This is a genomic window from Alteromonas gracilis (assembly GCF_036870955.2).
Taxonomy (GTDB): Bacteria; Pseudomonadota; Gammaproteobacteria; order Enterobacterales; family Alteromonadaceae; genus Alteromonas; species Alteromonas gracilis_A.
The window spans coordinates 4355200-4381510 of sequence record NZ_CP145482.2; the positions used below are offsets into that span (position 1 = coordinate 4355200).

The following is a 26311-nucleotide window of genomic DNA, read 5'->3' on the forward strand; positions in this document are numbered from 1 at the left end:
ATAAATGACCATCTCACGCGATGGGACCAACAAATTAAAAGGAGTACCCCAATAATGGCGACACGTTTTCGTACGTTATCTACCGCAGTGCTTGCTTGTGGACTTGCATTTCCAGCCGCTGCAGACTGGAGCCTGGACAAGGACACAAGTTCACTACACTTTATGTCGACTAAAAATGCTCAGATCACTGAAGTGCACCAGTTTGATAATTTCGACGGTAGTTTATCTGACGACGGTAAATTAATGGTAACGGTCGATTTGTCTTCTGTGAATACGGCAATTGATATACGCAATAAGCGCATGCAAGAGATGTTGTTCAATGTTGCCAAATACGCTGACGCAACATTTCAAGCGACGTTACCTGACTCGATGATGAACGTAGAAACTGGCACAGTAGTATCAGGAAAAGTTGATGGCATTTTGTCATTACACGGCAAAGCAGTCCCTACAAGCTTCTCGGTTACCGCAAGTAAATTAACTGACGATACAATGTCAGTAACGACATCGTCGCCAACGCTTGTTAAAGCTGACGCATTCGGTTTGGCTGAGGGTGTAGCAGCATTACAAAAGATTGCGGGTCTAAGCAGCATAACGACCACGGTGCCAGTAACTTTCTCGGTAACATTTACGCAATAAGTACATCCGATAACACGGATAATCAGCCCACAAAAAACCGCACCCTTTACTGTGCGGTTTTTTGTTTGCTCAGCCTTACCCTATTAATAAGTCAGGGTACTCGCTTAATGCGTTAGGCACTGTTTACTAGAGCATGACGCATCGGTAACGGTTTTTCAGTTAACACTTGTTCTGGCATGGTAAGCCATAGACTTTCAGGTAGCGCTGGCACCTCAGGCTCATGCTGACTAATAGCGAAATAGGACATCGCCACGCGCAAGCGTTTAAGTGCTTTGCATTCGTTGCGTTCTTGGTCGATAACAAAAACACCCCATTTACGCATGACAAGCCCAAGCTTATCGCTACTGGTTAGTCGTATAACAGGAGCTGCTAGTACCATCCCCACTAGCACTGGCAATAGCCACATGAAAAGGGACGGGGTAAAATAAAAAGTTGTTACACCCCACGCCACTGCCAAACAGCTCATTATCTGCGTATGTTTTATAGCGACTTTCCAAGGTACTTTGCGACCTTCTCGCTCTTGCGCTTCCCACTTAACAGAGTGTCCAACAAACACGCTAATCACAAAGTAGCTGTGGTAGAACATCATAAGTGGGGCAATAAGTACCGCCATTGCCAGTTCGACGGCTGCGCCTTTCAGCAAAGACCAAGCGCCACCAAACGCTTCACGACGTTTCATTAACGCAAACGCGATGCCCAATAACTTGGGCAAGAACAAGAGCGCAGCCGTTCCCCACATGGTTACCATCATCATATCTTGACGCGCCACCTGCCAGCTTGGAAACAATTGATATTCAGATACAAAGAACTCTGGTACAGATGTGGCGCGAATCAATGCATCAGCGGTACCAAGTGCCAACATGCAGAACAAAATTAGTGATGAAATGTAGGCAAATGCGCCAAACAAGAAGTGCAGGCGATTGGCCATTTTTAGACCCTTCACATTGAGTAGCCCTAGGTGCTGGATATTACCTTGAACCCAGCGGCGATCTCGAATGGCGTAGTCAACGATATTGCTCGGCACTTCCTCATAGCTTCCGGTCGTATCAGTGAGCAAGTACGCTTGCCAGCCAGCACGTCGAAGCAGTGCAGCCTCAACAAAGTCGTGGCTTAAAATTTCGCCGCCAAAAGGCGCGCGGCCCTCAAGCGTCGGCAGCCCGCAATGCTGCATAAATGGCGCAATGCGAATAATGGCGTTGTGTCCCCAATAATTCGCGCTGTCAGTTTGCCAAAACGACAATCCCGTCGCCAGCATTGGACTATAAAGGTGCGCAGCAAACTGCACAAAGCGACCAAAGAAGGTGTTTTGACGAACCGAGCATCGGAATGGTTTGTACCAGTGCGGTATCAGGGTTTTGTTCGATACGACGCGCAAGGTCTTGCATTCGCTCGCCACTCATTACGCTATCGGCATCAAGCACAATCATTGCTTCATAATTACCGCCCCAGCGTTCACAAAACTCTTTTAGGTTACCCACCTTTCGATGCAAGTTTTGCTCGCGTCGACGATAAAATACCTGTTTTGAATAGCGACCTAATCGCTTCTGCAACCGCGTGAACGCGCGAAGCTCGGCATCCGCTTTTTCTGTATCTCTTGTGTCGCTAAGCATAAAAAAGTCAAACTGACTGGCATTGTCACTGTCTATCAGCTCTCGGATGCAGGCTTCAAAACCGACCATAATGCGCCGCGTATCTTCATTATAAACTGGCATTACAACGGCGTGACGTTTGTGTAGCAATGCGTGCTTATCTGGAGAAGGCTGCTTTTTACGAAGGCTTAGCGGATCTATATCAAATAGCTGTAACACAAACCCAATAATACCCGTCCAGAAAGCCATACATAACCAAGCAAACAGAGTAAGACCTAGTCCAAGCTGTGCTATCTCAAGGTTCGTTAACCCGTTGGGAAGAAAAATCTCATATAGACTCCAACTAAGCCAGCGCCGTGCTTGGAATCACTAGCATTGCCATTATTGCCAAACGCATAGCGTCTCCTTTGATAATCCATGTTGACGTCGTTGATTGCACGTCGCGTTGAGCGATTGTCCCCTCTGCGTTCGAGGCGCCTGATGGTTGCACCGACAAGTCCTTATTTTGGTTGGTAGACATAATTCCACACCTCACTAATACGAACGCCGTTCTGCTCAATGTAAGCACGCATATCTACTGTCTGCTTTTCTTGGGGCTTTACTAGAAAAGTAGCGCGCCACTCTTGCCCGTCAGCCACAGGGTATAGGCGCTGCTTTGACACAATGCCGTTCACCCCATGCACAACAAGGCGCATGTTTTCACTGTCGAAGGCTGCGTTGGCTGGCGCGGTGAAATCCACACTAAATTGACGAGTAGACGTTAGAGCGTCGTCTTTAAACTCATCACCGGGTAGCACGGCTTTGCCCTGTCGCGTTCTTACAACCGATGCCAAATCACTTACAAATGGGCTTTGCTCAACCGTGCTTAGCACATAAGAAAAATATAATGAGTCACCCGCTTTGAAGGCTTGTTCAGGCGTCCAGAAAGCAACAATGTTATCGTGCACTTCAGATTTCGTTGGGATCTCAACAATTTCGAGTCTGCCTTTGTCAAAGCCGACGTTAGGGGTTACCCAAAGTCCAGGGCGAAGGTGATAGTTTGCTTCCGCATCAAGATAATTGTCCCACTCACCATCACGCTGCAGCATGCCAAAGCCTTGCGGCGCAGCGTCACTTAAAGAGGTAACTTGAAGGCGCGCAGGGTTAGTAAGTGGGCGCCAAATTTCTTCATAAGCATGAGTAACCATAAGCACGCCATCGCTGTCATGTACTTCTGGACGATAATCGTCATAGCGATGTTCGGTATTTTCACCGTATAAGAACATGCTTGTAAAAGGAGCTATACCAAGCTTGGATACGTCTTCACGAGCAAACAACCAGCTCTCAACGTTTACCTTAGTATCAATGCCAGGCTCGATAACAAACTTGTACGCTCCTGCAACAGAAGGACTTTCCAAACGTGCATAAATGGTTATGGGCTGGCCTTCACTAGGCTCAATAACCCAAAATTCGGTAAAATGTGGGAATTCTTCCCCCTTAGATAGAGCGGTATCAATGGCAAGACCGCGCGCAGAAATACCATAAACCTGATTTTTTCCAATAAGGCGGAAATACGATGCGCCCAGAAACACTGCGAACTCATCTTTATAGTTTTCATTTTTTATAGGGTAGTGGACACGAAACCCCGCGAACCCTGACTTTTCGTTGGTCAGGCCCGCCAAGTCTTTTGCTTTGCCATCATAGCGAAACATGCTGCTGTCGAAATCAAGACGAGAAGGCGCATTACTGGCATCAATAGTGTGGATTGTCACTGGATACTCGTAGAGAAAACCAGGATGAAAAAACTGCAGTTCATAATCGTTCTCGCCCCGCCAAAGGCTTTCTTCGCTATTGAAGCGGATATCGCGGTACGTGGAATAATCTATTTCTTTTAACTGACTGTCGAGCCCATGATCGTCTTGCTCATAGCTTTCCTCAGCTGACGCTCTTGCCGCATCAATGATTGATTGCAACACGGGAGACGCATTTTTAGGCTGATTAGCATCGCTTACTTGAACCGCCCACGCAGGTTGAAGGCTTGCACTCACTAAAACAAAAGACAGCACACTTGCTACTGTTACAAGTGCATTTGAGAACGCCTGTGATTGAAAACACGTTGAAAAAAGTAAACCTGGCTTTGCCATTTGTCCTCTCCTTATGAAAACAGCAGTTATCGACTGCAACACGAGTACCAGGTGTTCGATAACGCACATGGTATTCCAGTAGAGCTGAGCAAAAGGTGTTCCATTAAAAGAAGCAACCAACATTAAATTAAGAAATACGTTTAATTACATGCGGTTGCACCTCATAAAAATCGAAGGATGCTATACCTTGTTTTTCAAACACTAGGCGTAAAGGCCATGCTCATTAATATTAGTGTTGTTTTTTAGCGACACTTCTTAGTAATAATCCGACCAAGCGAGGTAAACATTGCGTAACGCCGCAGTCTTTAGGCATTACGCGCAATCTTTTTTACCCATATATTTCAGTAGGTTAAAAGCAGCTCAAACGCATTTTAATTAGTGCTCGCGAGAAGTTGGCAAACGCTTTGCAACGCTTCTGTCCTCAGCAAAACGTTATTAATCGCGCTATACAGGGCGTTTTTATTGTGAGTATTAAGGAGTTATCACATGCGTAAAACAGTCGCACTTATCGCTGCACTAACGGGCGTAGCACTTCCTCTTTCAGCCTTTGCAGATAAGCCTGATTGGCGGTATGTAGAAGGCGGTTACACAAAAATGGATTTTGACGGCAACGAGTCATTTGAGCCAGATGGCCTCACGGTAAATGGCAAGTACTTGCTCGACAGCAACTGGTACTTAAACGGTGAGTACAGTTTCTTTGAAGAAGGTAATTTTGATTTCGATATGCTCACGTTGGGAGCGGGTTATCGCCTCCCTATAAACGCCACTACAGACGCTTATTTTGGTGCTAACCTAGAACGCGTCGATGGCGACGTAGAAGATGAGACAGGCTACAGCATTAATGCAGGCCTTCGTTCTATGATTACTGAACAAGTTGAACTTGCTTAGGTGAAATTGGCTACTACGATGTGGACGACGGTGAAGCGACATTCAAAGTTGGGGCAAACTATTACATTACACCGCAATGGGCGGTTGGTGCTAATTATAAGGTCATCGATGACTGGGACATTATGCAGGTAACAGCACGTTACGCGTTTTAAACCTTCCTCTCCTCAGGTAGGTAAGCCGGGTAGCTCGACCCGGCTTTTTTATTCGTCACTTTCCAGCTGAATATCTTCTTTGCGTTTTATATCCACAGTTTCGTGTAGCTCTGAATAAACGAGAACGGCGTCACCTGACTTTAGTCTATCTAATACTTGCTGCACTTTAATATCGAGTGATATTTCTTCCTCGCCATAGTCAGTACCTTCACGAAGCACAAATGCTTCGGCCAAGCTATACAGCGTATCAGCTTCCAGAGCATCAATTGGAATAATCATTAACTCTTCTTTCCCATATATGTTGTCTGTCGCGGCTAATAGCAGCCCAGATAAACTCTTATTTAGAATAACGGCAGGTGCTATCTCCAAGCAGTACTTCACCAACAAATCGTTTCACTCTTTCGTGAAGCCAGACCTTGGGGTTTAGCACTGAACCTTGCATAAACCCAACATGCCCACCACGTTCGCTCAGCTCTACCGTGACATTACGCGCTAGCTCTTCCTCTTTTGGAACAATGAGGTGATTCATGAATGGATCATCAATACTATGCAAAACCAGAGTTGGACAGTGTATTGCACTTAAGAAATGATAGGCGCTACATTTTTCATAATAGTCCTGGGCGTCGGCAAAACCATGCAAGGGTGCAGTAATTTTTTCGTCAAACTGTGTAAAGCTTGTGATGTGATCAACATCACTTTTTGTAAGTTGAATAAGTTTGCGGTAGTCAATGTACTCCATTTTCTTTCTTAAGGTACTTTTCATACTACCTAGCAGGTACTTTTGATAAACCCGCGAAAAGCCCTGATTAATAGACTTGGCGCATTCAGAGAGCTTTAGCGGTGAAGAAATTGCAACCGCGGCTTTCAGGTAGCGCTGCGCTGGATTTTCACCTAAGAGCTTTAACAACATGTTCCCCCCAAGCGAAAAGCCGATGGCAACTTTGGGTATGCTTGGGAACTTATCGTGTAACCATTGTAGAAAAAAGCTCGGATCTTGAGTTTCACCACTGTGATATGCCCGCGCTCTTAAATTAGGGACACCACTGCACCCGCGATAATGCATCATCACTACTTGCCAGCCGTTGGTTGATAGCTGAGCCATCATATCATTGGCATAGTGCGATTTAATGCTGCCTTCTAACCCATGAAACATGACAACCATGCCGGATGTTTCCTGTGGTCTTGGCCCCCATGCTACATCAACAAAATCGTCATCTGGCAACGTTAAGCGTTCCATTTCGTATGACAGCGGTAGGCGTTTTTGAATAAACCTTGGCCATATTGTCTGAACATGACGATTTTTGGCCCACCCTGGCACTTTAAAGCTGCTCTTAATTATTTTTCCATGCGATAGCGCTGATTTACTCATTTTGTTTCTTTTTTATCTTTATTATTAAGGTAATTGATTTACTACAAGGCCCATCAAACGGCGTGCTTCACTGTTATCTCGCAATGAATAGGCATTAATAAGTGCAGCAATAGATGCATTAAAAATATTCCCTGCCTGTCCGGTGACAGGTAAGCGAGTAACATCCTGCTCGTTAAACGCTGAAACAATGTCATTTTGCTGTTCGCGTTCAAGGGCTAACTCTTGCGCCTTAAGCGTTTCGTAATGCGCACTGTGAATGCCATCTTCAGGCCTAGCTGCTTTACGAACAGCACGGTGCACTTCAAGCTTTTCTTCACTCTCTAACGTGGCGTTAATAATTGCCTGCAACTGAGGTAGGTTTATGATGACATTATTTTCTAAACACCAGCACACAAGCAAGAGAACGTTTACATTCATTCCATGATTGTCTTGCAACAACAATGCGAGTGGCGCAATATCCGCAGTAGCATAGCGGCTTACCGAGTACTGCCAAAATGCTTTGTTATCAAGCTTAGGCATTGGCGTTGTCATAAGTTTCTCGCTCAAGTTCTATTTTTTCTTGGGCATCCAACCACGCCATTTCTTCCTCTTCAAGCTGCTGCTTTAATTTGGTTTGCTTATCTAGTAATTGCATAAGTTTTGCTTTGTTTTCGTCACTATATAACGATGTATCAGACAGCGACACTTCAACGTCGCTCAGTGCTGCGCTGTGTTTTTCCATCGCTTTTTCATGTTTCTCAACCGCCTTTTTAAGTGGTGCTACCTTCTGGCGAAACTCAGCTTCACGGCGCTTTTCTTCTTTACGGTCAATTTTTCTTTCCGGCTTACTTTGTTCACCCGAAGATTGCTCGGCATCAGCCTTCGCTTCACTATTTGCCTTGGCTTTTTCAGCGGCTTGCTGTTTTAAAATCCAGTCGCGATAGTCATCTAAGTCACCACTAAATGGCTCTACCGAACCACTGTCTACCAAATAAAAATCTTCACAGACTGAAGAGAGTAAAAACCGGTCGTGCGACACCAGTACCATGGCGCCTTCAAAGCCTTGTAGCGCAATATTTAGTGCATGACGCATTTCTAAGTCTAGGTGGTTAGTCGGTTCATCAAGTAGTAACAGATTGGGCTTCTGATAGACAATGAGCGTCAACACTAAACGTGCCTTTTCTCCGCCAGACATGGGCGCTACAGGCGCCAGTGCTTCATCACCGTTAAAGCCAAAGCCACCAAGATAATCGCGAAGCTGTTGTTCCGTAGCCTTTTCATCTATTCGCTGAAGATGAAGTAGCGGTGTAGCATTCGCATCAAGTGTTTCAAGTTGATGCTGAGCAAAGTAGCCAATTTTTAAACCTTTTGCCGCATTGAAGACGCCGGCTTTTGGCGCGTGCACACCAGCAAGCAGTTTGATCAGCGTCGACTTTCCTTGCCCGTTTCGCCCAAGCAAACCAATCCGACTGCCGGGCACTAAATTAAGCTTTACCTGTTGAAGGACAATATAACTGTCGTACCCCAACTGAATGTTTTCCATCTGTACAAGTGGGTTTGGCAATGATGTGGGTTCTGCAAAAGCGAAACTAAATGGGCTGGCCATATGCGCGGGCAACAGCGTTTCCATTTTTTCTAATTGCTTGATGCGGCTTTGTGCTTGCTTTGCCTTACTCGCTTTTGCCTTAAATCGGGTGATAAATGAGTTTAGATGAGCCACTTTCGCTTGCTGCTTTTCGTATTCTAAGTTCTGCAAGCGAATACGTTCAGCACGCTGTGTCTCGTAGGCGGAATAGTTACCTGTATAAGTAATAAGTTTTTGTTGTTCTACGCTGACAATTTGCGCCACCGTGTTGTCAATAAACGCTTTGTCATGTGAAATCAATAACAAGGTTCCTGCATAACGCTGCAGCCACTTTTCTAACCAGATAACGGCATCTAAGTCTAAGTGGTTTGTTGGCTCATCAAGCAAAAGCAAATCCGACGGACACAGCAATGCTTGAGCAAGGTTTAAGCGCATTCTCCAGCCACCAGAAAAGTCAGTAATAAGCGCATTTAGCTGTTGATTGGTAAAACCTAAACCCGCCAATATCGTGGCCGCGCGAGATTCCACATCGTAAGCTCCCGCTTGTTCAAGCTGCCCGTGTAGCTGCCCTATTTGCACACCATCTTCTTGCTGTTCCGCGTCCACCAACTTAGCTTGAAGGCCACGTAGATGTTTATCACCATCTATCACGTAGTCAATGGCAGATCTGTCAGTGGCTGGCGTTTCTTGGGCAACGCTCACAATTCTCCAGTCGTTCGGTACGCTGCATTCTCCAGCATCGACACTTAACTCATTGCGCAAAAGCGCAAAAAGGGTCGACTTTCCGCAGCCATTACTCCCAATTAGCGCCACTTTGTGACCGGGGAACACTTGCATAGAGGCGTCTTCCAGCAGCATTTTGCGGCCACGAAGTAATGAAACATTTGAAAGCTTGATCATGAATTACCTGCGATGAACAACTGAGGGCGCGTATAATACCAGTTCGCACAGGCATTACACAGCATTCGTCAAACACTAAAATACCGCGGCATGATAGCAAAAACTTAAGGTAAAAGCTGATCACCTAGGGAGATTTAACGGTATAATGACTCAGTAAGTTTTTACAAAGGTGTAAGTATGTCAAAACGCGTTAGACGACGCTTTGTTGCGGGAGCGACCTGTCCTAAATGTCAGGAGCAAGATACCATATCGTTGTATTTTGAGAACAACGTTGAGAAGCTCGAGTGCGTGGCCTGCGGCTACCATGAAGCCCAGACTGATGAAAAAGTTAGCGCAGTAACACGCGCTAATGAAGATGTTATCGGCATTTTTAAGCCTCACTAACCGTACCGGCTTTGCAGCCAAGTTAAGCCCAAAAAGCTAAACTATAGAAAGTGTGAGCAGAGGCCTGTTCACACTAACACGAGGACTACTCGGCGTTTTTTGAGCGCTTACACAAAACCCATCTAGTGATGACAAACACTAACCCGGTTATACCGCCGTTTATGGCGTAGACGGTCAGCTTTACACTGTCACTTATGTTGTCAATAACCTTGTCCAGCAGATAAAGTTGCAAAACCCCAACAACAACGCATGTAATAAAAGCCCAAAAAACATTTACCATATTAATCCGTCCACATTACATCAAACATGTAGGCAATCGCCGCACCTAAGCACCGCCACCTGCAGCACCCAACGGACCCGACACTGCACCAGCTACTGCACCACCAATAGTGTTCGCCATCAAGGCACCTAGCTCAAAATCGCCCCAGCAGTATTGTTCGCAGCCGCCGCTGACCATGCTAATTTCGTTTGCTTTTAATTGTTGCATTACTCTTTCCTTAGAATTATGACGTAGCCTTATTGCTACCGTATCAGACTCTCATACCTCGATTTAAAAGAAACCTGATCTACCTAGCTAGAATTGAGTACGCCATAAAAACGTTTCGGTACAGTTTTTGATGCGTCACTAAGTGATTATAAGGGTTTTGACGGGAGAATAAGCTCATGGTGCCATTTCGATTTATCATTGCGTTACTTGCGCTTTTGGTTGCTCTCAGGGCCAGTATGCCTTACGTCATTACGTGGTATATCAATGATACCCTTAGTAAACCTGGCAAATACGATGGTCGCGTGGGTGATGTCGATTTAATGTTATGGCGTGGCGCATACCGTCTTGAACACGTATTGCTGTATAAGAGCAACGGAAAAGTCGACCGTCCGTTATTTACAGCTGATAGTGTAGAATTCACACTATCTTGGTCTGAATTGCTTAAAGGTGCAGCGGTTGGGCGAGTGGTTATTAGTACCCCTGAGATTAATTTCGTCGACAGTAGTGAAAATGAAAAACGCCAAACGGGTAAAAATGAAAATTGGCTCTCCATTGCCGAACAACTCTTTCCCCTGCGCATTGATAAGCTTGCGGTTATAGACGGGCGTATTTCGTTCAACAACCCAGATACAACTCCCTCGATTGATATAGCTTTGCACGACATCCAAATTGAAATAACGAATTTGGTAAATAGTACGTACCTGTCTGATACTCGAGTGGCAAGAGCAAGTGCCAAAGGAAAGACGGCCGAGCAAGGTACACTCACTATCAATGCAAAACTCAACCCAGCCACCGCTCGCCCTACGTTCGATATGGACATACACGCTGATAATGTGGGGCTCGTCAATTTCAAAAATGCTCTCGACACCTATGCCCCTTTTGACCTTGAGGCAGGCACTATGACGTTAGCGGCTGAAGTCGCGTCTAATGAAGGGCAGGTAAAGGGTTACATTAAACCCGTACTGCATGACGTTGAAGTCTTTAGCTGGAAAGGCGATATTGAACAAGACGGAGATGGGGTTATCGAAGGCAGTATAGAAGCCGTATCTGCCGCCGTTACTGAGCTATTTGAAACCAAAGCAAAGACCAATGGGCAACTCGCATTCCAATTGAGGGCGATTTAACGCATATAGAAACACAAACTTGGGACGCCGTGATGGCTATTATTGAGAACGCCTTTATAAGTGCACTGAGTGGCGACGTAGAACGCTCTGTCGAATTGGAGAGACTGGAAAGTGCTAGCACAGACTAGCGCCGTGCTAGCTAGACATCGGTGTTAGATTGTACAGCTGTCGCCGCAATCGTTGGCACCATCGCGCATACCCTCAATTTCCTTGGTAGCTTGCTTGTCTTTTTCAGCTTGATTTTTCTCAACAGTCGCTTCAATGGCATCAAAGTCAAGATTATCAAACGCGTCCATATCAAAATCGCTCATGGCAGTCGCTCCTAACGTTGTATCAAAATAGAGTACCCTAGGGATACGGGCATCCAATACCGCAAGTGTAATCGTGGTGGTCACTTTTAGTGAACTAGAATATTAGTTCGAAGTACGATAAGCCATAACCAAACAATGTATGACGGTAAACAAAAAAACCGTGTTGACTAAGTTTTTGAATTATTTCACTAGTAGTGCGGAGGCGGTGTCTCTTCAGACTGTTTTGCGATATTTGAAGGCTCAATCGATTTTACTCTGTCGATAACATGCCGTACTTTGAACGCTAAGTCGTCAAGTTGCTGCTGCTGTGAAGATAGCGCGTCATTAAGCGCTTCTATGGTATGTTCTTGAAACGCAATTTTGGTTTGCAACTCTTCGATGTAGCTATGGGCGCTATCAAGCTGAGCTTGTAATGCTTTTGTACTTGCCTGCGCATCAGCGTGGTTATCTGTCATTGTACTCTCTGTTATTCTCGTTGCCATACTTCAGCTAAGCCACTACTGCTTGCTGACACTATATTACCATCTGGCATGAAGGCAACGCCATACACAACTGCAGTTGGCGGCGATATAGTTTCACGAGACGCTACTTGAATAGCTTGCAATTGATTGCTAGGTCTTTAGATCCCACAGGTATACCTTGCGAGAAGGCGAACCAGTAAGCAAATACTGACCATCTTTAGAGAATTCAACGTCGGTAAATATTTTTTGCCGAGAAGCAAAGTTGAGCGCGCTCACCGCTTGCCCTGTTTGCACGTCCCAGATTTGTGATCTGCTTTTACTGTCTGCGGTAAACGCATAGCGTCCTTCGTCATCCAGTGCCACTTTGGTAACGCGCGTAGGATGCGTAAACGTATGAATAATTTGGTAGGTCTCAGTACTCCAAAGGTAAGCGATATAGTCGTTTCCACCAGTAAGGGCGTACTTGCCATTAGGTGAAATATCAATAGAGTTTACTTTTTCTTGGTGCCCTAGAAATTCAAGTCGCCTTGAGGTACGCGGCTCGAAATACATAACTTGGCCGTTTGAGCGTGCCACTAACACACCTTGGCCATTATTTGCGACCGCTACGTCGCGAATTGACGATTCATCTATCCGCCAGAAGCCTTCAGGCTCCCCACTTTCAAGACTCCATAACGCAAACGCCTCTCTGTCTGCTGTCACCACATAACGCTTGTCTGCGCTAATGTGCACCGACATCACCAGGTTATTGCCCTCGCCTTGATGCCCCCAATGATACAGAGGTTCGCTTTCACCTATTCGCCAAACGTTAATGCCATTATCAACGCCAGATAGAACAGAAAGCGTGCCGTCGGTAGAAATATCTGCCGCATAGGCACCCTCTTCCACATGACGCCACTGCTGTATTGGCGTAGTATCGGGTACAGTACATCCTATAGATCCGCCAATAAGTACGATGAGTAACACTATTCTGAGGAACATTTGAGCCTTAAACATAATCAAATGGGTTTCGCTTTGTAAACGCTAGGTTTAACATAGCACGGATCACGCATCTTTAAACTATCGTGCACACTGCTTTGGATGCAGCAGTATAGACATAGACGCATGATGATAATAATTAATGGAGACGTTTTTATGCAGAAGTCGCTCGTTGCCTTATCTACCATCGCTGCGCTAGGCCTTTTCGCTTGCCAGCCAAACACTACTGATGAGGCCGCTGCTAACGCTGATAGTGCAAATACAACTTCTGTTTCAGCAGAAGAAATGACAGATTCTCAAAAGCAAGCTTACGCTATGGGCGCAAGCATGGGCCTATTTGTTAGCAACCGCGCAGAGCAGCAAGCTCAACTTGGCCTAACTCTAGATCAAGAAGCCTTAAAGCAAGGTTTTAACGACGGTCTGGCTGATACACTTAAGTTTACCCCTGAGCAAATTCAACAAATTGCACAGCAAGGTGAAGAAGTGTTGCGTGCGAAGCAGCAAGAAATGGCTGCACAAGCCGCTGAGAAAAACATTGAAGCTGGCCTTGCTTATCTAGAAGAAAATGGTAAGCGTGAAGGTGTAACGACCACAGAGTCAGGCCTTCAATATGAAGTACTTACCGAAGGTGAAGGCGCAAGCCCAGTAGCCACTGACACAGTAAAAGTGCATTACCGTGGTACATTGCTTGACGGAACAGAGTTTGACTCGTCTTATAAACGTGGAGAGCCTGCTGAATTTCCACTAAACCGCGTTATCGCGGGTTGGACTGAAGGTGTTCAGTTAATGAAAGAAGGTGCGAAATACCGTTTCCACATTCCTTCAGAACTTGCTTATGGTCAACGTTCTACTGGCGCAATCACACCGAACTCAACGCTTATTTTTGATGTTGAGCTTCTTGAGGTAGTGAAGCCAGAATCTGAAGACGCAGCTGAGTAAGCAAAGCGCTAGCGCGGTTTATGACAGCCGCAAAAGAGAAAGCCGACACATTTTGCGTCGGCTTTTTTGTTTAGTGAGTCAGCGTAATCCTTGCCTACCTTTTCCCTACGAGCCAGTGGTGTTTAACCACGCGCGTACCCAAATAGTAAAGTGGGTTATTCAATATGCTTGGTGCCTCGAATCACTTTATAACTATAGTCGAAACTCCCCGTTTTGCACTTTTGAACTGCCACTTTCTTGTAACAATTTAGCCTTAAAGTACTGCGCTTAGAACCATAGGTTTTAAGCCCTATAATCGCTGTGGTGCACGCCGTCTTTCGGTGTGAACTTTTAAAGTTGCAAAGTGATTAAGTAGCGAGTGACCTATTTTATACATGGTGCAATAAGCGATGAGATACAGCACGGTTTCTATACTTTTTAATCGAATAACAATATCCAGTAAGGCGTACAACAAAAACAAAGCACCGCTCAAAAAAAGCATGAAACCAATGATAGTACCGCTGGTGTGCAATGGCTCTTGCTCTGATCGCCTTCGGTTTATCAAAGGTAACTTATTGCGCATTCATTTCCCCTAATTGGCTTGTTCATTATTTATACTACGACAATACACAAATAGTTTATGTTCAATAAATATTCAAATGCGCTTTTTTAACGCCTTTTCGCTATATTTTTGCGTAATAGCCACATAAAGTATGAGATATCGCTAAGGATGACATTTAGGGCACTGTGAAAACACCACTTATTACCCGCAAGGGTTACTTAAAGCTAAAGCAAGAACTCGACTTTTTGTGGCGAGAAGAAAGGCCAGAAATCACGCGTAAGGTAACGTGGGCAGCAAGCCTCGGCGACCGCAGTGAGAATGCTGATTATCAATACAATAAGAAGAAACTACGCGAAATAGACCGTCGCGTTAGATACTTGCGTAAATGCTTAGAAAACTTAAAAGTGGTGGACTACGACCCACAGCAAGAAGGCAAAGTCTTTTTTGGTGCATGGGTAGAGATAGAAAATGAAAGTGGCACCGTGATGGAACTGCGTCTTGTTGGCTATGATGAGATATTCGGACGCAAAGACTATATCTCTATCGATTCTCCGATGGCGAGAGCACTAGTAGGAAAAGAGGAAGACGACGAATTTGTTGTTAAAACCGAAACAGACACCAAAGAGTGGTGGATAAACCGTATATGGTACGACAGCACAGACAGACTCTAGCCATATTGTGTAACGCAGATGAGACAACCCCCACAGCCACTATACGCTAATGATCAGACGACTAACCGTACACCGCAGTGATACAATCACTGCTAAATTTTTCACATGTAACGCTGTGTGCCATGGGCATTCAACACATCGTTTCTTCGCATTTGTCTAACGCGAATTTATAGTATTTTAGAGCGACTTATGATTATCAATAAAATTGCCGAAGAACTTGCAGTACAGCCTTCTCAAGTTACTGCTGCGGTAAAGCTTTTAGATGAAGGAGCAACCGTTCCTTTTATTGCGCGTTATCGTAAAGAGGTTACCCAAGGCCTAGACGACACGCAGTTACGTAACCTTGAACAGCGTTTAACGTATTTACGCGAGCTAGAAGAACGCCGCGAGGTTATCCTAAAATCCATTGACGAGCAGGGTAAATTGTCTGAAGCGTTAAAGTCGAGCATTGTGAGTGCCGACAGTAAGACGACGTTGGAAGATTTGTACCTGCCTTACAAACCCCGTCGCCGCACTAAAGGCCAAATTGCCATTGAAGCAGGGCTTGAAGGTCTGGCAAATGTGCTTTTTGATGACCCTAACACAGACATTGATAGTGCCGCTCAGTCCTATGTTGATGAAAGCAAGGGCGTTGCCGACACTAAAGCAGCACTTGAAGGCGCGCGCTATATTTTGATGGAACGATTTGCTGAAGATGCTGCGTTACTCGGTAAAATCCGCCTTTACCTTGTGGAAAACGCACACCTTAAAAGTACCGTCGCTCCAGGCAAAGAAAAAGAAGCCGTTAAATATAAAGACTACTTCGAGCACAGCGAGAAGTACAAAACCGTGCCGTCGCACCGCGCGCTTGCTATGTTCAGAGGCCGTAACGAAGGCATGCTGCACATTCAACTAGATGCTGACCCACAAAGCGAAGAAAACGGCCCATCGCACTGCGAACATATTATCGCTAGCCATTACGACATTATGCATCGCGGTCGCAGCGCCGATGACTTTCTTGCACAAGTTGTACAGTGGACATGGAAAATCAAAATTGGCTTACATATGGAAACAGAACTCTTCAGTACGCTTCGCGAGCGCGCTGAAGAAGAAGCCATTGAGGTATTCGCCAAGAACTTAAACGACCTACTCATGGCCGCGCCTGCGGGAGCGAAAACCACCATGGGTCTTGACCCAGGTTTACGCACGGGCGTCAAAGTGGCAGTGGTAGATCAAACAGGTAAGGTTGTAGCAACCAATACCATTTTCCCCCATGCGCCTCAAAACCAGTGGGATAAGTCGATGCGTACGCTCACAACCTTGTGTAAGCAGTACAAAGTTGACCTTATTAGTATTGGTAATGGTACAGGCTCACGTGAGACAGATAAGCTTGTGGCAGAAATGCTGAAAGCCAATAGTGATCTCGGTGCACAAAAAATCATGGTAAGTGAAGCAGGCGCGTCGGTCTACTCGGCTTCGGAATTAGCGTCAAAAGAGCTGCCAGAGCTTGATGTTTCGCTGCGTGGCGCCGTATCTATCGCCCGTCGTTTACAGGACCCCCTTGCAGAATTAGTGAAAATTGAGCCAAAAGCCATTGGTGTTGGTCAGTATCAACATGACGTGAGCCAAAGTCAGTTGGGTAAGTCGCTGGACCGCGTTATTGAAGACTGTGTAAACGCCGTTGGTGTAGACTTAAACACCGCGTCACCAGCGCTACTAAGCTATGTGTCAGGCCTAAACAAAACACTTGCCCATAATATCGTTAATTTCAGGGACAGTAACGGCGCGTTTTCAGATAGAAAGTCACTCTTAAAAGTTGAACGCCTAGGTCCAAAAGCCTTTGAACAAGCTGCAGGTTTCTTACGCATAGTTAACGGTTCAAATCCTCTTGATGCCTCGGCGGTGCACCCTGAAGCCTATCCTGTGGTAGACAAAATCGTTGATACCACTGCGGTGGCGGTAAACGATATCATTGGTAACACCGAGCTTTTAAAGAGTCTGTCGCCCGATACTTTTACAAGCGAAGCCTTCGGATTACCCACAGTTAAAGATATTCTTAAAGAACTAGATAAGCCTGGACGGGACCCTCGCCCAGAGTTTAAAACTGCGGTATTTAAAGAGGGAGTTGAAACCATTAACGACCTTAAGCCAGGCATGATATTGGAAGGTGTGGTGAGTAATGTCGCCAACTTCGGTGCCTTTGTTGATGTTGGCGTTCACCAAGATGGGCTTGTGCATATTTCTGCACTCACCAATAAGTTTATCTCTGATCCCCGAGAAGTAGTGAAAGCGGGTGATATTGTTAAAGTAAAAGTGCTAGAAGTTGACGTTGCACGCAAGCGTATCTCCTTTACCATGCGACTTGACGATACGCCATCTCAATCAGGCAGCGCAGCAAATAAGACCGCAGACAAAGGTAACCAAGCCTAGCGCTGGTAAAGGTCCTGGAAAAGCACAAAGTAAACGTGCTAATCAGCCAAGAGGCGGACAAAATCGCAATGGCCAGATACAAAATAGTGCCATGGGCAATGCTTTTGCCGATGCTTTCGCAAAAGCTAAGAAATAGCGCAAACGACACATGCACCCAGCTCTGTACGAGATGGGTGCATATTTGCTAAGTTAATGGTTAAAGGTACTAAGCCAAACTGCAGTGGTTCGATAGAAAGTTGTTGATGTTATAAACCTAGGGGCTGTGAATCTTTGTTGAACGGATAGTCGCGGCACCATATATAGGCGAGCGCATCAAAGGACAGACTCATGAGTACAACCACAAGTTCAAACTCAACTTACCCCAGAATTCATAATGTCAGTGCTGATTACCCCGATCTTAGAGATAGAATTTATCAGCCTCACTTGTCGCCCTTAAAGCCCTTCATAGACCCCCCTGGCAACCTGGTTATTCTTGATCAAGGTGAGGATGCGGCATGCACTGGGTTTGCGCTAGCCGCAACGATTAATTTCATCTATCGCCAGCAGGGCAGAAAGCACAATGTCAGCCCTTGGATGCTTTACGCCATGGCAAAGCGTCACGATGAATGGTTAGGAGAACGCTATGCAGGCTCCAGCTGTCGAGGCGCAATTAAGGGGTGGCACAACAGCGGCGTATGTAGCAACAGACTCACCGAAAACATTGCGCACAGCAACGAATTTGAAATGACGCTTGAAATTGCCAGTGATGCGAGCGGTCACAGACTAGGGGCATACTATCGGCTTGCGCGTGAAATTAGCGATTTCCACGCGGCGCTAAACGAAGTGGGAGTTATTTTTGTCTCTGCACGCATTCACGAAGGTTGGAACGATAAACAGGGCGATACAATCTTCCTACGGCCAGAGACCATTGGTGGCCATGCGTTTGCTATTGTTGGTTACAATGACGAAGGTTTTTGGATCCAAAACTCATGGGGCAGCGAGTGGAAAAAGTCGGGCCTCGCCTTGTGGCGTTATGATGATTGGGCGCTGAACATCATGGATGCGTGGGTGGTTCAGCTGGCTCTTCCCATAACCAAGCATTGGTACACACCATTGTGCTACCCAATCTACTGCTCAAAAACGTTTATCTAACTCAACACCACGCGTTAGCATTCAAGACCATTTTGTCCACTTTGACGATGGTCACTTTGATACCACCAGCAAGTACTGGAGTAACAAGAACCACGTCGATGCCATTATCGAAAAACTCGCCCAAAGCAAGTTCAAGAAGGTCATGTTATATGCACACGGTGGTCTAAATAGTGTCAAGTCCTCCGCTCGACGTGTGGCTGCAATGAAGGACACTTTTTTAAAGAACGGTGTTTATCCTATTCACTTTATGTACGACACCGGGCTTCTTGAAGAACTTAAAGATATCCTTGGCTTTAAGAATAAAGAGGTTAACAATAAGGTTGGTACGTTTACTGACTATACCGACCGCATTTTAGAGTGGGCAACGCGTAAAGTAGGGGGGCACTTTGGCGAGAAATGAAGTCAGATGCCTGCACACCGTTTAAACGAGCCACATCCGATGGAAGCTATTTTCTAACCAAGCTCGCTACTTATCTTGCGCAACACCCTGATGTAGAGTTACATGTGGTTGGTCATTCCGCTGGCTCCATATTCCACGCACATAGTTTAGAACGACTGTCTCAAATTGCCCCTGACACAAGAGTCTCGAGTCTGCATTTGCTTGCACCCGCAATCAACTATGCATTGTTTGAGACGACCTTAGCGCCGCTTATCGCCAGTGACAATATTAAACATACCGTGGTGTACAATTTGTCAGAGTCGCTCGAAAAAGACGACCACGTTGCCCATATCTATCAAAAATCATTGCTCTATCTTGTATCAAATGCATTTGAAGCAAAATCGAACACGCCGCTGTTAGGCATGGCGGAGCACAATACACCCAGCAAAGGAATAACGTTTGTCTATAGTCATGGAAAAGTAGAGGACAAAAGTGCATCAACGTCTCATGGTGGGTTTGATGGCGATATCAACACCATGAATAGCGTGCTAACAGATATTATTGGCAATGCGCCCCGGTATCCTTTTACAGAGGCAATCTTGGACTACTAAATCACCATCTAAACGGAAGATTAAGCTTGAAATGAAAGGCCTTCTCGCGCGGCGTGTATGCCTGAGTGTAAACATTTTGAATACGCCCAATGCGCGCCTGTATGGATGGGTCAGATGCTTGGTCTGGCGATTCGCCAAAGTTGAGTGAGCGCCTACCAACTTCATTCTCTACTGACTGCGAAGGGCCACCAGCTTCAATTGCCTGCTGATTTTCTAAAATAGCATTGTCTAAGCTTCGCGTTGGTCGCTCGACGCCCGCAGGCTCAGTAATGTCGTCGATACTTGGTGTAGAAGGTTCACTTGAATTCGCACTTTCGCGCGCTTCGCGATTCTCCTCAGCAATGTCGCTTCTTGCTTCAAACGCCTTTTGCGCTGCCTCTGCCGCTACTTTTAAGTCTTGTGACGAAGGTTGAGCAGGCGCAAGTGCAGCCGCGCGAACCTGCTGCATTTTACGCAATGTTTGTTCTGGGCTTTGTGCTTCAGATATGTCTATTGAAACCTCGCCACCCGTTGCGTAGCGTTTGTTATCAGGTCCCGTTGTATATTCGTACTGCGGTGAACCCGCGTACTGTCCACCCGTGGCAGCATGCGCTTGCTCATGTGAACGTACTTCTTGATCACGTGCTTTAAGTTGCTCAATTTCTTGAGCATCTTGTTGTTCTTGTTGCTCGCTCTGACGGGCCTGCTGTTCGTCCTGCGCGCCTTGCTTGCCAGCACTTTCGTCTTGGGCGTTATCTTTATCTTGCCCAAATACGTTTTGAAATGCTGCTTGAAGTTCGGTTTGAATTTGCGGGCGGTCGTACGTCACTAAGCGCTGGCGGCTGACCTGGGCTTCTTGCCTTGTCCGCTTCAGAACCCAGCCCCTTTTGCGAAGCACCTTGCTCGGCATCGCTGGTTTGGGGAATGGTTTCGCGCTGCACATTGTCGCGGCGCGCAGACTCTGTGTTTATATTCGCGGTCGGATACGCAATCGCGTTAAGAATTGGCGTAACGATATTCATCGCACTGCCCCTACGCTATCGTGTCGATGATGGTTCCTAACGTGTCGTTTGCCACTTCAAGCACGCGCGCTGACGCCTCTGCGTTAACGCTGTTAATGTTGAGCGCAATAAGGTCACTTGTTAGGTTACCATTTGAAGGTTCTACTTGTGCATTTTCCTGCACATTGTTTGAAGAAGAGCTGCCTTCGGCCGTGCGTTGAGCAATGTTAGACGCAGCCTGCGTAATACCATCACTGGCGTTTTGCAAACCATACTGTCCCGCCAAAAACGCGGAATTAACACTAGCGCCATTTATACTTGTCATACACTACCTCTATCCTCTCATGAACAATTATTAACCAATTTAGAGAAAATAGAAAGCCCCTAGAGCATTGCCTAAAATAAACGTATGTCCTAAAAGGCTTTTTATTTAACGTGAGGTTTACTATGAGCTCACCTTTTCAGCACGCACTATTTATGACGCCTTTTGCTGATAAACGTTTGCAGCAAAACGAAACAAGATATCAGCAGTCTGCTGCGGGTGCGAGATAAATGGAGCATGTGCGGCATGAGGCAACACCACAGAATCTGACTGTGGATGTAACTCACAAATCTGATCAATCCCCGTGGTTGGCACCAAGCTGTCAAGCCTACCGTAAAGCCTTAATGTGGGCACTGCTATGCGCCCTACATCCTGCCTCAAGTCTTCACAGGATAGAATGCGCAGCCCCTTTTTTAGCGCTTCTTCAGCAGGGTCTGGATATTGAGTCACTTGTTGGCGAATCGTTTTAATATCATGTTTCGCCGTATCGCTGCCCATAGCTTGGATAGCTAGAAAACGTTCGAGCGTTTTTTGGAAATTTTTTTCCAGCTGGGTTTCAAACATTTTAAGTAAATCTGCCGCGATCCCAGGCCAGCCAGGCCCAGCGATAAAGCGCGGTGTTGAGGCAATAGTTACTAAGCCTGTGAGCTTTTCTGGCGCCATTAGGGCGATTTTCTGTGCGACTAATCCACCTAATGACCAGCCCACCAATATGCACTGCTCTGGCAACGCATTAATGATGGCGTTTGCCAATGAATCAACATTATAGGGTGATGGCACTACACCTGCGTTCTCACCAAAACCAGGAAGGTCAATCGTGGTAACGCGAAAATTATCACTCAGATAAGGAATAAAAGAGGTGAACGCGCCGCTGTTCATCCCCCAACCGTGAAGAAATACTACATCGATACCTGTACCCTCTGTACGGGTGACAAGTGCGCCGTTTGTATGCAAACTTTCCATTTACACCTCCTTTGGCTGACACGTACTTTCGCAAAAGTACGCCATGATGAAATTAGACCGTCGGTCGACACGTTAAGGAAGTTGATGGAATCAACACTATGAACCTTTCATGCTTGCTATGTTATCAGGCAAGTCCCACGCCAGTATGTCAGTGGTGTGACGATGACATGTTTTTTTTCGACCCGCAGATACACGGTGACAACTTACTCGAGTTCGGCCCAGTAGGGCGACACGTTAAACACAGTCACTATAACGCATTGAGTCTATTGGGATTACACATATGGCCCATGTCATCACTGGTTCACCAGTTTAAGTTTACCCATTCTCTAACCGCAGGCAAAGTACTAAGCAACTGGTTTGTCCATAGAAAGCGACAGTGCACGCTAAAAGTGCCTGATTTACTGTTGTTTGGTGCCTATTAGTGCATGGCGAATTGCCACAAGGCACTACAATCAGGCAGCGGTTATTGGTCATTTCTTGAGTGAAGGGTTGGGGATACCCATTGAAGAATATTGGGCCACGCGAAGTGGCACGAGCGCGCAGCATCACTTATCAAAGGTACAGCGTTCAATAAATGCATCGCGAGTATATCAACTTACATCGCGCGGTATTGACCCTTGGTATGAACACAAGCAAAGACGCAATAAAGGTGCTTTTACCGTCGCTATCATAGACGATGTAATCACCACTGGGGTAACCGTTAACGCCCTTGCTCAACAGTTAAAAGCGCGCTACCCCAATCTTGATATTCAAGTATGGGCGGTGACTTTCACGCCACCACCGAAAAGCACGCTGGTAGACACGCATTAATTGATGTATCAGCGAATGAAGTGAGACTGATAAATGGCGTTAGCCAGCATCTTATTGGTGCCAAACCAGTAACCTCTAAACTGAGCATTGTCAGTAAAACCAATTACCACACCACGTCCCATTTTTTGAGTAGTGACGGCTGTTGATTGTGCCATCAATGCCACCATCGCTTTGTCGCTAAAGCCTGCCATTAACGGCGTTTCTGTGTAGCGAGCTGGCGTAACAAACGGTGACTTATCCGCTTTTACAATCATATTGCTGGTTTTAAACATGGGTAGAGTGTCGTTACTGTAGCCATAAAATAATGGATGTGTAACATCAATATTGGCTTCAAATACCGCGCCTGCAACCAGTTTGCGTGCGTACAGTGCTGCACCATCTGCATAAGTTAATGCACTTTCATCAAACGCATTGTTAATACTGTCGCGACTAACAATTTCAGCGTCTAGCCACTTATTGTCAGCCAACATGCGAAGTGCCGACTTTTGACCTATCACAACACCGCCAGCTTTGATCCACTGTTCAAGCTGAGATTTTTGTGATTCAGAGAAATCATAGCGACCGCTAACAAAAATAATATGCGTATATGCAATGGTATCGTCTGACAGCGCACGTCCTAGGTGCTGTTGCTCAACAATGCTCGGAGCAAGTCCAACTTTGGTGTCAAAGTAATGCCAAATCTCTCCCACTTCATACTCGCTTGTGCCTTCACCGCCAACAATCAGAACTTGAGGCGCAGCCACAGGCGCCATACTTCTGCTTCCTAAATCTGCACCTGAGGGAGTGAGGCCGCTTTTAAAACTAAATACTCTAAGCACCTTTAGTTGTTGTTGCGCACTTGCTACCACCTCGGTTAGGTTGTCTGGTTGGCGCAACCCTTTAGGAATAACAATACTGCCAGCAGGCAATGTTTTGGTGCTATTGTCATACTGAATCGCGGTGAAGGCTTTTTCAGTACTTCTTACTTGTACACCTGCCTCTATCAGAGTTTGCAGCATAGCTGGCGCATAATAATGATGCCAAGAAAACGCGTACGCGTAAGCATCGTTTTCAATGTCATTGAGCGTGATATTGGCCAGCGATGCATCGCTAGCGCGTTTCACGTCGCGTGCATCACCCTTATCAAGCGCGGCGTAATCTAAATTGAACGCCAAAGCTAAATTCCATGTAGAAACATCATAGAAGGTGTTGTTTTCAAACGATGTTTGCGTTGAAAATATGGACTTCACTAGGCGGTATTGCGGCTGATTAGTTGGAACAAATACAGCGCGGCCAGGCTGATAAGTCACACCGTCAACCTTGCTCGTTTTATTTACCACCTCGAAGCGAATATTGTGCTGCTCAAGCAACCCTAAAAATGCGTTGAAGCGGCCCATGTCCTGAGAGTCGCCAACGACATAGCCTACCGTGTCATCATTTTTTGCCTGTGCTTTGGTACTCTCTACAAAATTTGACTGATAGTCGAGTATTGCCGCTTTGTTCGCCAGCGCCCCTCTAAAAGTGCTAAGTGACGTGGTAATTTGGTTAGCAATGGTGTCGCTAAAGGCCAGTTCACCGTTGATAGATGACTGCAAATGACCACGCGAGCTGGCTTGTTCAAAAAGAATACCAATGCTGCCGTGAAGATCGGGATACGTTGACCCTTTTCCAGCATAGAAATCATCAAAGGCTTCCTCTGTGAAATACAGCTTACCTTGCGCGTCAAATGCGGCCGCATGATATTGGGCTAACGCCTCAGTCAATGTGACGTTTTCATCCGGCGTCATTGGGTTTTTACGAGAGCGCACACCTGGTTGAAAGAAGTAGGTACTGTCTGTACCCATTTCATGGAAGTCAGTTAACACATGAGGTCGCCACTTATGAAACTGCTTAATGCGTGCTCGTGACTCTGGATGTGCTAGCAGCAGCCAATCTCGGTTCAAATCGAACCAATAATGATTAGTTCGCCCAGAAGGCCAGCCCTCGTCATGTTCTCTATGACGTGAGTCAGAGACTAATTGCTTTCCTTTGTGCATATTTGCCCATTGCGCAAAACGCGACAAACCATCGGGGTTGAAAGACGGGTCGAACAGCACAATATTGTTGTTCAGCAAGGCATCTACCTCCTCGCCCTCACCGGCGGCAAGGTAGTAAGCAAGGGCAAGTGCAGCGTTGGAGCCCGATGGCTCGTTTCCGTGAATGCTATAGCCCATGTAAAAGACAAGGGGAGCGTCGTCACTTACAGGGTCACCACTCTTCATTGCCTTAATATGCGCTTGTCGCATAGCGGGAAGATTGGTGCGATTTTTAGGTGCAGTAATGGTCATGAGTAGAAGAGGACGATTTTCATGGGTACGACCGGTTTCTTCTATAGTGATGCGATCTGACGTTGCCGCTAGCAGTTTCATGTATTCGACAAGTTGGTCGTGACGCACATGCCACTCGCCAATGTTGGCACCTAAAACCGACTCTGGAGTGGGAATAGCCGGATTATAGGTTACGCTATCGGGCAAATAAGCATGCACCGATTTGCCACCGCGGTCTGGCGTGATGATAACTGACTCAGCTTGAGCGGTTTGTGGAGCCACAGCCCCTAAGGTAAATGCTCCCAAAGCAAGCGTTGTGGCCAACGCCAAGCGTCTTTTAAGAGCGCATTGGTACAGATTCACTAGCATCGCGTTTCCCGTCTTGTTGTTATGGTTGAAGTTACCCGACATGGCGGCGCATTCAACAAATACGATTTACTGAAATAATTTATTTAATTAATACCTGACTGTTTTACTCAGGTAAATTTGATACACTATGTCTAACTTTTTAAATTTGTAGGACTTGCTGATGATAACTATATCAGAAGAAGCCCAGGCTCACTTCGTAAAACTGCTGAGTAAACAAGAGTCTGGCACGAATATTCGTGTATTCGTCGTAAACCCAGGCACTTCGTCGGCTGAATGCGGCGTGTCCTATTGTCCGCCTGATGCCGTTGAACCTACTGATACGCGTTTGCCGTTCAATGGGTTTGATGCAGTGGTAGATGAAGAAAGTGCGCCATACCTTGATGAAGCTGAAATTGACTACGTTACCGATCAAATGGGTTCACAGCTAACGCTTAAAGCGCCAAATGCCAAGGCACGCAAAGTTGCTGATGACGCGCCCCTAGTAGAGCGCATTAACTACATGATCGAGTCAGAAATTAACCCACAGCTAGCTAACCATGGCGGTAAAGTTATGCTTGTAGAGGTCACTGACGACGGCTACGCTATTTTGCAATTTGGCGGCGGCTGCAATGGGTGCTCAATGGTAGACGTTACGCTAAAAGAAGGCATCGAAAAGCAGATGCTTGAGCAGTTTGCGGGTGAGCTAAACGGCGTACGCGATGAAACTGAGCACCAAGCAGGTGAGCACTCGTATTACTAACTGCCTATCTCGCTCGGTTAATAAAGCCATAGCTATCATGCTACTCAAAGACATACACCAAAGCTGGCAACGCTTCAAAATAGGGTTATCTATTTTTGTTGCTTAAGCGCGGTGCTATTGTTTACTCTAAGTCAATATTCAATCTTTCTTAATTACCTTTCTCTTGCCGTACTGTTTGTTGGTTTTGGGCTGGCCA

26 protein-coding genes and 3 pseudogenes are annotated in these 26311 nt (G+C 46.1%); 14 read left to right on the top strand and 15 right to left on the bottom strand.

The annotated features are described in order from the left end of the window. Positions 1 to 54 precede the first annotated feature (54 nt). Positions 55 to 636, top strand: coding sequence for a YceI family protein (locus tag V6N89_RS20945; RefSeq protein ID WP_338519361.1), 582 nt, complete (start codon positions 55 to 57; stop codon positions 634 to 636). 112 nt (positions 637 to 748) lie between these two features. Here the strand turns inward: V6N89_RS20945 and mdoH are convergent. Continuing rightward, positions 749 to 2622, bottom strand: a pseudogene (mdoH, locus tag V6N89_RS20950) (glucans biosynthesis glucosyltransferase MdoH). A 103-nt stretch (positions 2623 to 2725) separates the two neighbouring features. After that, the gene (locus V6N89_RS20955; RefSeq protein ID WP_346993211.1) at positions 2726 to 4348 is read right to left on the bottom strand and encodes a glucan biosynthesis protein; all 1623 of its coding nucleotides are present in this window, start codon (positions 4346 to 4348) and stop codon (positions 2726 to 2728) included. Positions 4349 to 4834: 486 nt separating this feature from the next. Here V6N89_RS20955 and V6N89_RS20960 point away from each other — a divergent pair, with 486 nt between their 5' ends. Continuing rightward, the gene (locus V6N89_RS20960; RefSeq protein WP_338519368.1) at positions 4835 to 5236 is read left to right on the top strand and encodes an outer membrane beta-barrel protein; all 402 of its coding nucleotides are present in this window, start codon (positions 4835 to 4837) and stop codon (positions 5234 to 5236) included. 20 nt (positions 5237 to 5256) lie between these two features. Further along, the gene (locus tag V6N89_RS20965; protein WP_346993212.1) at positions 5257 to 5388 is read left to right on the top strand and encodes a hypothetical protein; all 132 of its coding nucleotides are present in this window, start codon (positions 5257 to 5259) and stop codon (positions 5386 to 5388) included. 48 nt (positions 5389 to 5436) lie between these two features. Here the strand turns inward: V6N89_RS20965 and V6N89_RS20970 are convergent, their stop codons facing one another. Genes V6N89_RS20970 through V6N89_RS20985 form a run of 4 tightly spaced genes read right to left on the bottom strand, consistent with a single transcriptional unit; the run spans position 5437 to position 9221 of the window. Beyond that, a complete protein-coding gene (locus V6N89_RS20970; protein WP_338519371.1) occupies positions 5437 to 5667 on the bottom strand; it encodes a YheU family protein in 231 nt (76 codons plus the stop codon). A gap of 58 nt (positions 5668 to 5725) precedes the next feature. Continuing rightward, on the bottom strand, positions 5726 to 6757 hold the full coding sequence (locus V6N89_RS20975) for a hydrolase (protein WP_346993213.1): 1032 nt from the start codon (positions 6755 to 6757) through the stop codon (positions 5726 to 5728). 24 nt (positions 6758 to 6781) lie between these two features. After that, positions 6782 to 7288, bottom strand: coding sequence for a TIGR02444 family protein (locus V6N89_RS20980; RefSeq protein ID WP_338519375.1), 507 nt, complete (start codon positions 7286 to 7288; stop codon positions 6782 to 6784). Beyond that, positions 7269 to 9221, bottom strand: coding sequence for an ATP-binding cassette domain-containing protein (locus V6N89_RS20985; RefSeq protein ID WP_346993214.1), 1953 nt, complete (start codon positions 9219 to 9221; stop codon positions 7269 to 7271). Before V6N89_RS20985 ends, V6N89_RS20980 begins: the two co-directional genes overlap by 20 nt. A gap of 177 nt (positions 9222 to 9398) precedes the next feature. Here V6N89_RS20985 and V6N89_RS20990 point away from each other — a divergent pair, with 177 nt between their 5' ends. Beyond that, the gene (locus V6N89_RS20990; RefSeq protein ID WP_338519377.1) at positions 9399 to 9605 is read left to right on the top strand and encodes a YheV family putative zinc ribbon protein; all 207 of its coding nucleotides are present in this window, start codon (positions 9399 to 9401) and stop codon (positions 9603 to 9605) included. Between the two features lie 325 nt (positions 9606 to 9930). Here the strand turns inward: V6N89_RS20990 and V6N89_RS20995 are convergent, their stop codons facing one another. Further along, positions 9931 to 10092 carry a hypothetical protein gene (locus V6N89_RS20995; protein ID WP_338519379.1) on the bottom strand — a complete coding sequence of 54 codons (162 nt, stop codon included), beginning with the start codon at positions 10090 to 10092 and terminating at the stop codon, positions 9931 to 9933. Positions 10093 to 10268: 176 nt separating this feature from the next. Here V6N89_RS20995 and V6N89_RS21000 point away from each other — a divergent pair, with 176 nt between their 5' ends. Continuing rightward, positions 10269 to 11216 (top strand): DUF748 domain-containing protein, encoded by a 948-nt coding sequence (locus tag V6N89_RS21000; RefSeq protein WP_338519380.1) that lies wholly within the window; start codon positions 10269 to 10271, stop codon positions 11214 to 11216. 152 nt (positions 11217 to 11368) lie between these two features. Here the strand turns inward: V6N89_RS21000 and V6N89_RS21005 are convergent, their stop codons facing one another. The 3 genes and pseudogenes from V6N89_RS21005 to V6N89_RS21015 form a co-directional block, all read right to left on the bottom strand. Continuing rightward, positions 11369 to 11527 carry a hypothetical protein gene (locus V6N89_RS21005; RefSeq protein WP_338519381.1) on the bottom strand — a complete coding sequence of 53 codons (159 nt, stop codon included), beginning with the start codon at positions 11525 to 11527 and terminating at the stop codon, positions 11369 to 11371. Between the two features lie 188 nt (positions 11528 to 11715). Further along, the gene (locus V6N89_RS21010) at positions 11716 to 11982 is read right to left on the bottom strand and encodes a SlyX family protein (protein WP_338519383.1); all 267 of its coding nucleotides are present in this window, start codon (positions 11980 to 11982) and stop codon (positions 11716 to 11718) included. 11 nt (positions 11983 to 11993) lie between these two features. Further along, positions 11994 to 12924: pseudogene (locus V6N89_RS21015) on the bottom strand (WD40 repeat domain-containing protein). A gap of 198 nt (positions 12925 to 13122) precedes the next feature. Here V6N89_RS21015 and fkpA point away from each other — a divergent pair. From fkpA to V6N89_RS21035, 4 genes are all read left to right on the top strand, one after another. Then, positions 13123 to 13905, top strand: coding sequence for an FKBP-type peptidyl-prolyl cis-trans isomerase (fkpA, locus tag V6N89_RS21020; RefSeq protein WP_338519385.1), 783 nt, complete (start codon positions 13123 to 13125; stop codon positions 13903 to 13905). 726 nt (positions 13906 to 14631) lie between these two features. Continuing rightward, positions 14632 to 15117 (top strand): transcription elongation factor GreB, encoded by a 486-nt coding sequence (gene greB, locus V6N89_RS21025; protein ID WP_338519386.1) that lies wholly within the window; start codon positions 14632 to 14634, stop codon positions 15115 to 15117. A gap of 189 nt (positions 15118 to 15306) precedes the next feature. Beyond that, positions 15307 to 17526 (top strand): Tex family protein, encoded by a 2220-nt coding sequence (locus tag V6N89_RS21030; RefSeq protein WP_338519388.1) that lies wholly within the window; start codon positions 15307 to 15309, stop codon positions 17524 to 17526. A gap of 327 nt (positions 17527 to 17853) precedes the next feature. Then, on the top strand, positions 17854 to 18657 hold the full coding sequence (locus tag V6N89_RS21035) for a C1 family peptidase (RefSeq protein ID WP_346993215.1): 804 nt from the start codon (positions 17854 to 17856) through the stop codon (positions 18655 to 18657). 1 nt (position 18658) lies between these two features. Here the strand turns inward: V6N89_RS21035 and V6N89_RS21040 are convergent, their stop codons facing one another. Then, positions 18659 to 18781: a hypothetical protein gene (locus tag V6N89_RS21040; protein ID WP_346993216.1), complete on the bottom strand. Its 123-nt coding sequence runs from the start codon at positions 18779 to 18781 to the stop codon at positions 18659 to 18661. Positions 18782 to 18799: 18 nt separating this feature from the next. Here V6N89_RS21040 and V6N89_RS21045 point away from each other — a divergent pair, with 18 nt between their 5' ends. Together V6N89_RS21045 and V6N89_RS21050 are read left to right on the top strand one after the other, a co-directional pair. Beyond that, complete coding sequence (locus tag V6N89_RS21045) at positions 18800 to 19057, top strand: hypothetical protein (protein ID WP_346993217.1); 258 nt, start codon at positions 18800 to 18802, stop codon at positions 19055 to 19057. Beyond that, positions 19054 to 19647 carry a hypothetical protein gene (locus V6N89_RS21050; protein WP_338519393.1) on the top strand — a complete coding sequence of 198 codons (594 nt, stop codon included), beginning with the start codon at positions 19054 to 19056 and terminating at the stop codon, positions 19645 to 19647. The genes V6N89_RS21045 and V6N89_RS21050 overlap by 4 nt, the downstream gene beginning before the upstream one ends. Before the next feature lies 1 nt (position 19648). Here the strand turns inward: V6N89_RS21050 and V6N89_RS21055 are convergent. From V6N89_RS21055 to bioH, 3 genes and pseudogenes are all read right to left on the bottom strand, one after another. Beyond that, a pseudogene (locus V6N89_RS21055) lies at positions 19649 to 20648 on the bottom strand (putative metalloprotease CJM1_0395 family protein). Positions 20649 to 20658: 10 nt separating this feature from the next. Next, on the bottom strand, positions 20659 to 20952 hold the full coding sequence (locus V6N89_RS21060; RefSeq protein WP_338519397.1) for a hypothetical protein: 294 nt from the start codon (positions 20950 to 20952) through the stop codon (positions 20659 to 20661). Positions 20953 to 21102: 150 nt separating this feature from the next. Continuing rightward, on the bottom strand, positions 21103 to 21912 hold the full coding sequence (gene bioH / locus V6N89_RS21065; RefSeq protein WP_338519399.1) for a pimeloyl-ACP methyl ester esterase BioH: 810 nt from the start codon (positions 21910 to 21912) through the stop codon (positions 21103 to 21105). 98 nt (positions 21913 to 22010) lie between these two features. Here bioH and V6N89_RS21070 point away from each other — a divergent pair, with 98 nt between their 5' ends. Next, positions 22011 to 22334: a hypothetical protein gene (locus V6N89_RS21070; protein WP_346993218.1), complete on the top strand. Its 324-nt coding sequence runs from the start codon at positions 22011 to 22013 to the stop codon at positions 22332 to 22334. After that, positions 22324 to 22722 (top strand): ComF family protein, encoded by a 399-nt coding sequence (locus V6N89_RS21075; protein ID WP_346993219.1) that lies wholly within the window; start codon positions 22324 to 22326, stop codon positions 22720 to 22722. Before V6N89_RS21070 ends, V6N89_RS21075 begins: the two co-directional genes overlap by 11 nt. An 8-nt stretch (positions 22723 to 22730) precedes the next feature. Here V6N89_RS21075 and V6N89_RS21080 read toward each other — a convergent pair whose 3' ends face one another. After that, on the bottom strand, positions 22731 to 25376 hold the full coding sequence (locus tag V6N89_RS21080) for a M14 family zinc carboxypeptidase (RefSeq protein WP_346993220.1): 2646 nt from the start codon (positions 25374 to 25376) through the stop codon (positions 22731 to 22733). A gap of 160 nt (positions 25377 to 25536) precedes the next feature. On the opposite strand from V6N89_RS21080, the gene nfuA reads away from it, so the two are divergent. Further along, complete coding sequence (nfuA, locus tag V6N89_RS21085; RefSeq protein WP_338519409.1) at positions 25537 to 26115, top strand: Fe-S biogenesis protein NfuA; 579 nt, start codon at positions 25537 to 25539, stop codon at positions 26113 to 26115. The last annotated feature ends 196 nt before the right edge of the window (positions 26116 to 26311 follow it).

Coding starts and splice junctions, on each gene's coding strand:
- V6N89_RS20945 (WP_338519361.1), top strand. CDS start 55: ATGGCGACACGTTTTCGTACGTTATCTACCGCAGTGCTTGCTTGTGGA.
- V6N89_RS20955 (WP_346993211.1), bottom strand. CDS start 4,348: ATGGCAAAGCCAGGTTTACTTTTTTCAACGTGTTTTCAATCACAGGCG.
- V6N89_RS20960 (WP_338519368.1), top strand. CDS start 4,835: ATGCGTAAAACAGTCGCACTTATCGCTGCACTAACGGGCGTAGCACTT.
- V6N89_RS20970 (WP_338519371.1), bottom strand. CDS start 5,667: ATGATTATTCCAATTGATGCTCTGGAAGCTGATACGCTGTATAGCTTG.
- V6N89_RS20975 (WP_346993213.1), bottom strand. CDS start 6,757: ATGAGTAAATCAGCGCTATCGCATGGAAAAATAATTAAGAGCAGCTTT.
- V6N89_RS20980 (WP_338519375.1), bottom strand. CDS start 7,288: ATGACAACGCCAATGCCTAAGCTTGATAACAAAGCATTTTGGCAGTAC.
- V6N89_RS20985 (WP_346993214.1), bottom strand. CDS start 9,221: ATGATCAAGCTTTCAAATGTTTCATTACTTCGTGGCCGCAAAATGCTG.
- V6N89_RS20990 (WP_338519377.1), top strand. CDS start 9,399: ATGTCAAAACGCGTTAGACGACGCTTTGTTGCGGGAGCGACCTGTCCT.
- V6N89_RS20995 (WP_338519379.1), bottom strand. CDS start 10,092: ATGCAACAATTAAAAGCAAACGAAATTAGCATGGTCAGCGGCGGCTGC.
- V6N89_RS21000 (WP_338519380.1), top strand. CDS start 10,269: ATGGTGCCATTTCGATTTATCATTGCGTTACTTGCGCTTTTGGTTGCT.
- V6N89_RS21005 (WP_338519381.1), bottom strand. CDS start 11,527: ATGAGCGATTTTGATATGGACGCGTTTGATAATCTTGACTTTGATGCC.
- V6N89_RS21010 (WP_338519383.1), bottom strand. CDS start 11,982: ATGACAGATAACCACGCTGATGCGCAGGCAAGTACAAAAGCATTACAA.
- fkpA (WP_338519385.1), top strand. CDS start 13,123: ATGCAGAAGTCGCTCGTTGCCTTATCTACCATCGCTGCGCTAGGCCTT.
- V6N89_RS21030 (WP_338519388.1), top strand. CDS start 15,307: ATGATTATCAATAAAATTGCCGAAGAACTTGCAGTACAGCCTTCTCAA.
- V6N89_RS21035 (WP_346993215.1), top strand. CDS start 17,854: ATGAGTACAACCACAAGTTCAAACTCAACTTACCCCAGAATTCATAAT.
- V6N89_RS21045 (WP_346993217.1), top strand. CDS start 18,800: ATGTTATATGCACACGGTGGTCTAAATAGTGTCAAGTCCTCCGCTCGA.
- V6N89_RS21050 (WP_338519393.1), top strand. CDS start 19,054: ATGAAGTCAGATGCCTGCACACCGTTTAAACGAGCCACATCCGATGGA.
- V6N89_RS21060 (WP_338519397.1), bottom strand. CDS start 20,952: ATGACAAGTATAAATGGCGCTAGTGTTAATTCCGCGTTTTTGGCGGGA.
- bioH (WP_338519399.1), bottom strand. CDS start 21,912: ATGGAAAGTTTGCATACAAACGGCGCACTTGTCACCCGTACAGAGGGT.
- V6N89_RS21070 (WP_346993218.1), top strand. CDS start 22,011: ATGAACCTTTCATGCTTGCTATGTTATCAGGCAAGTCCCACGCCAGTA.
- V6N89_RS21080 (WP_346993220.1), bottom strand. CDS start 25,376: ATGCTAGTGAATCTGTACCAATGCGCTCTTAAAAGACGCTTGGCGTTG.
- nfuA (WP_338519409.1), top strand. CDS start 25,537: ATGATAACTATATCAGAAGAAGCCCAGGCTCACTTCGTAAAACTGCTG.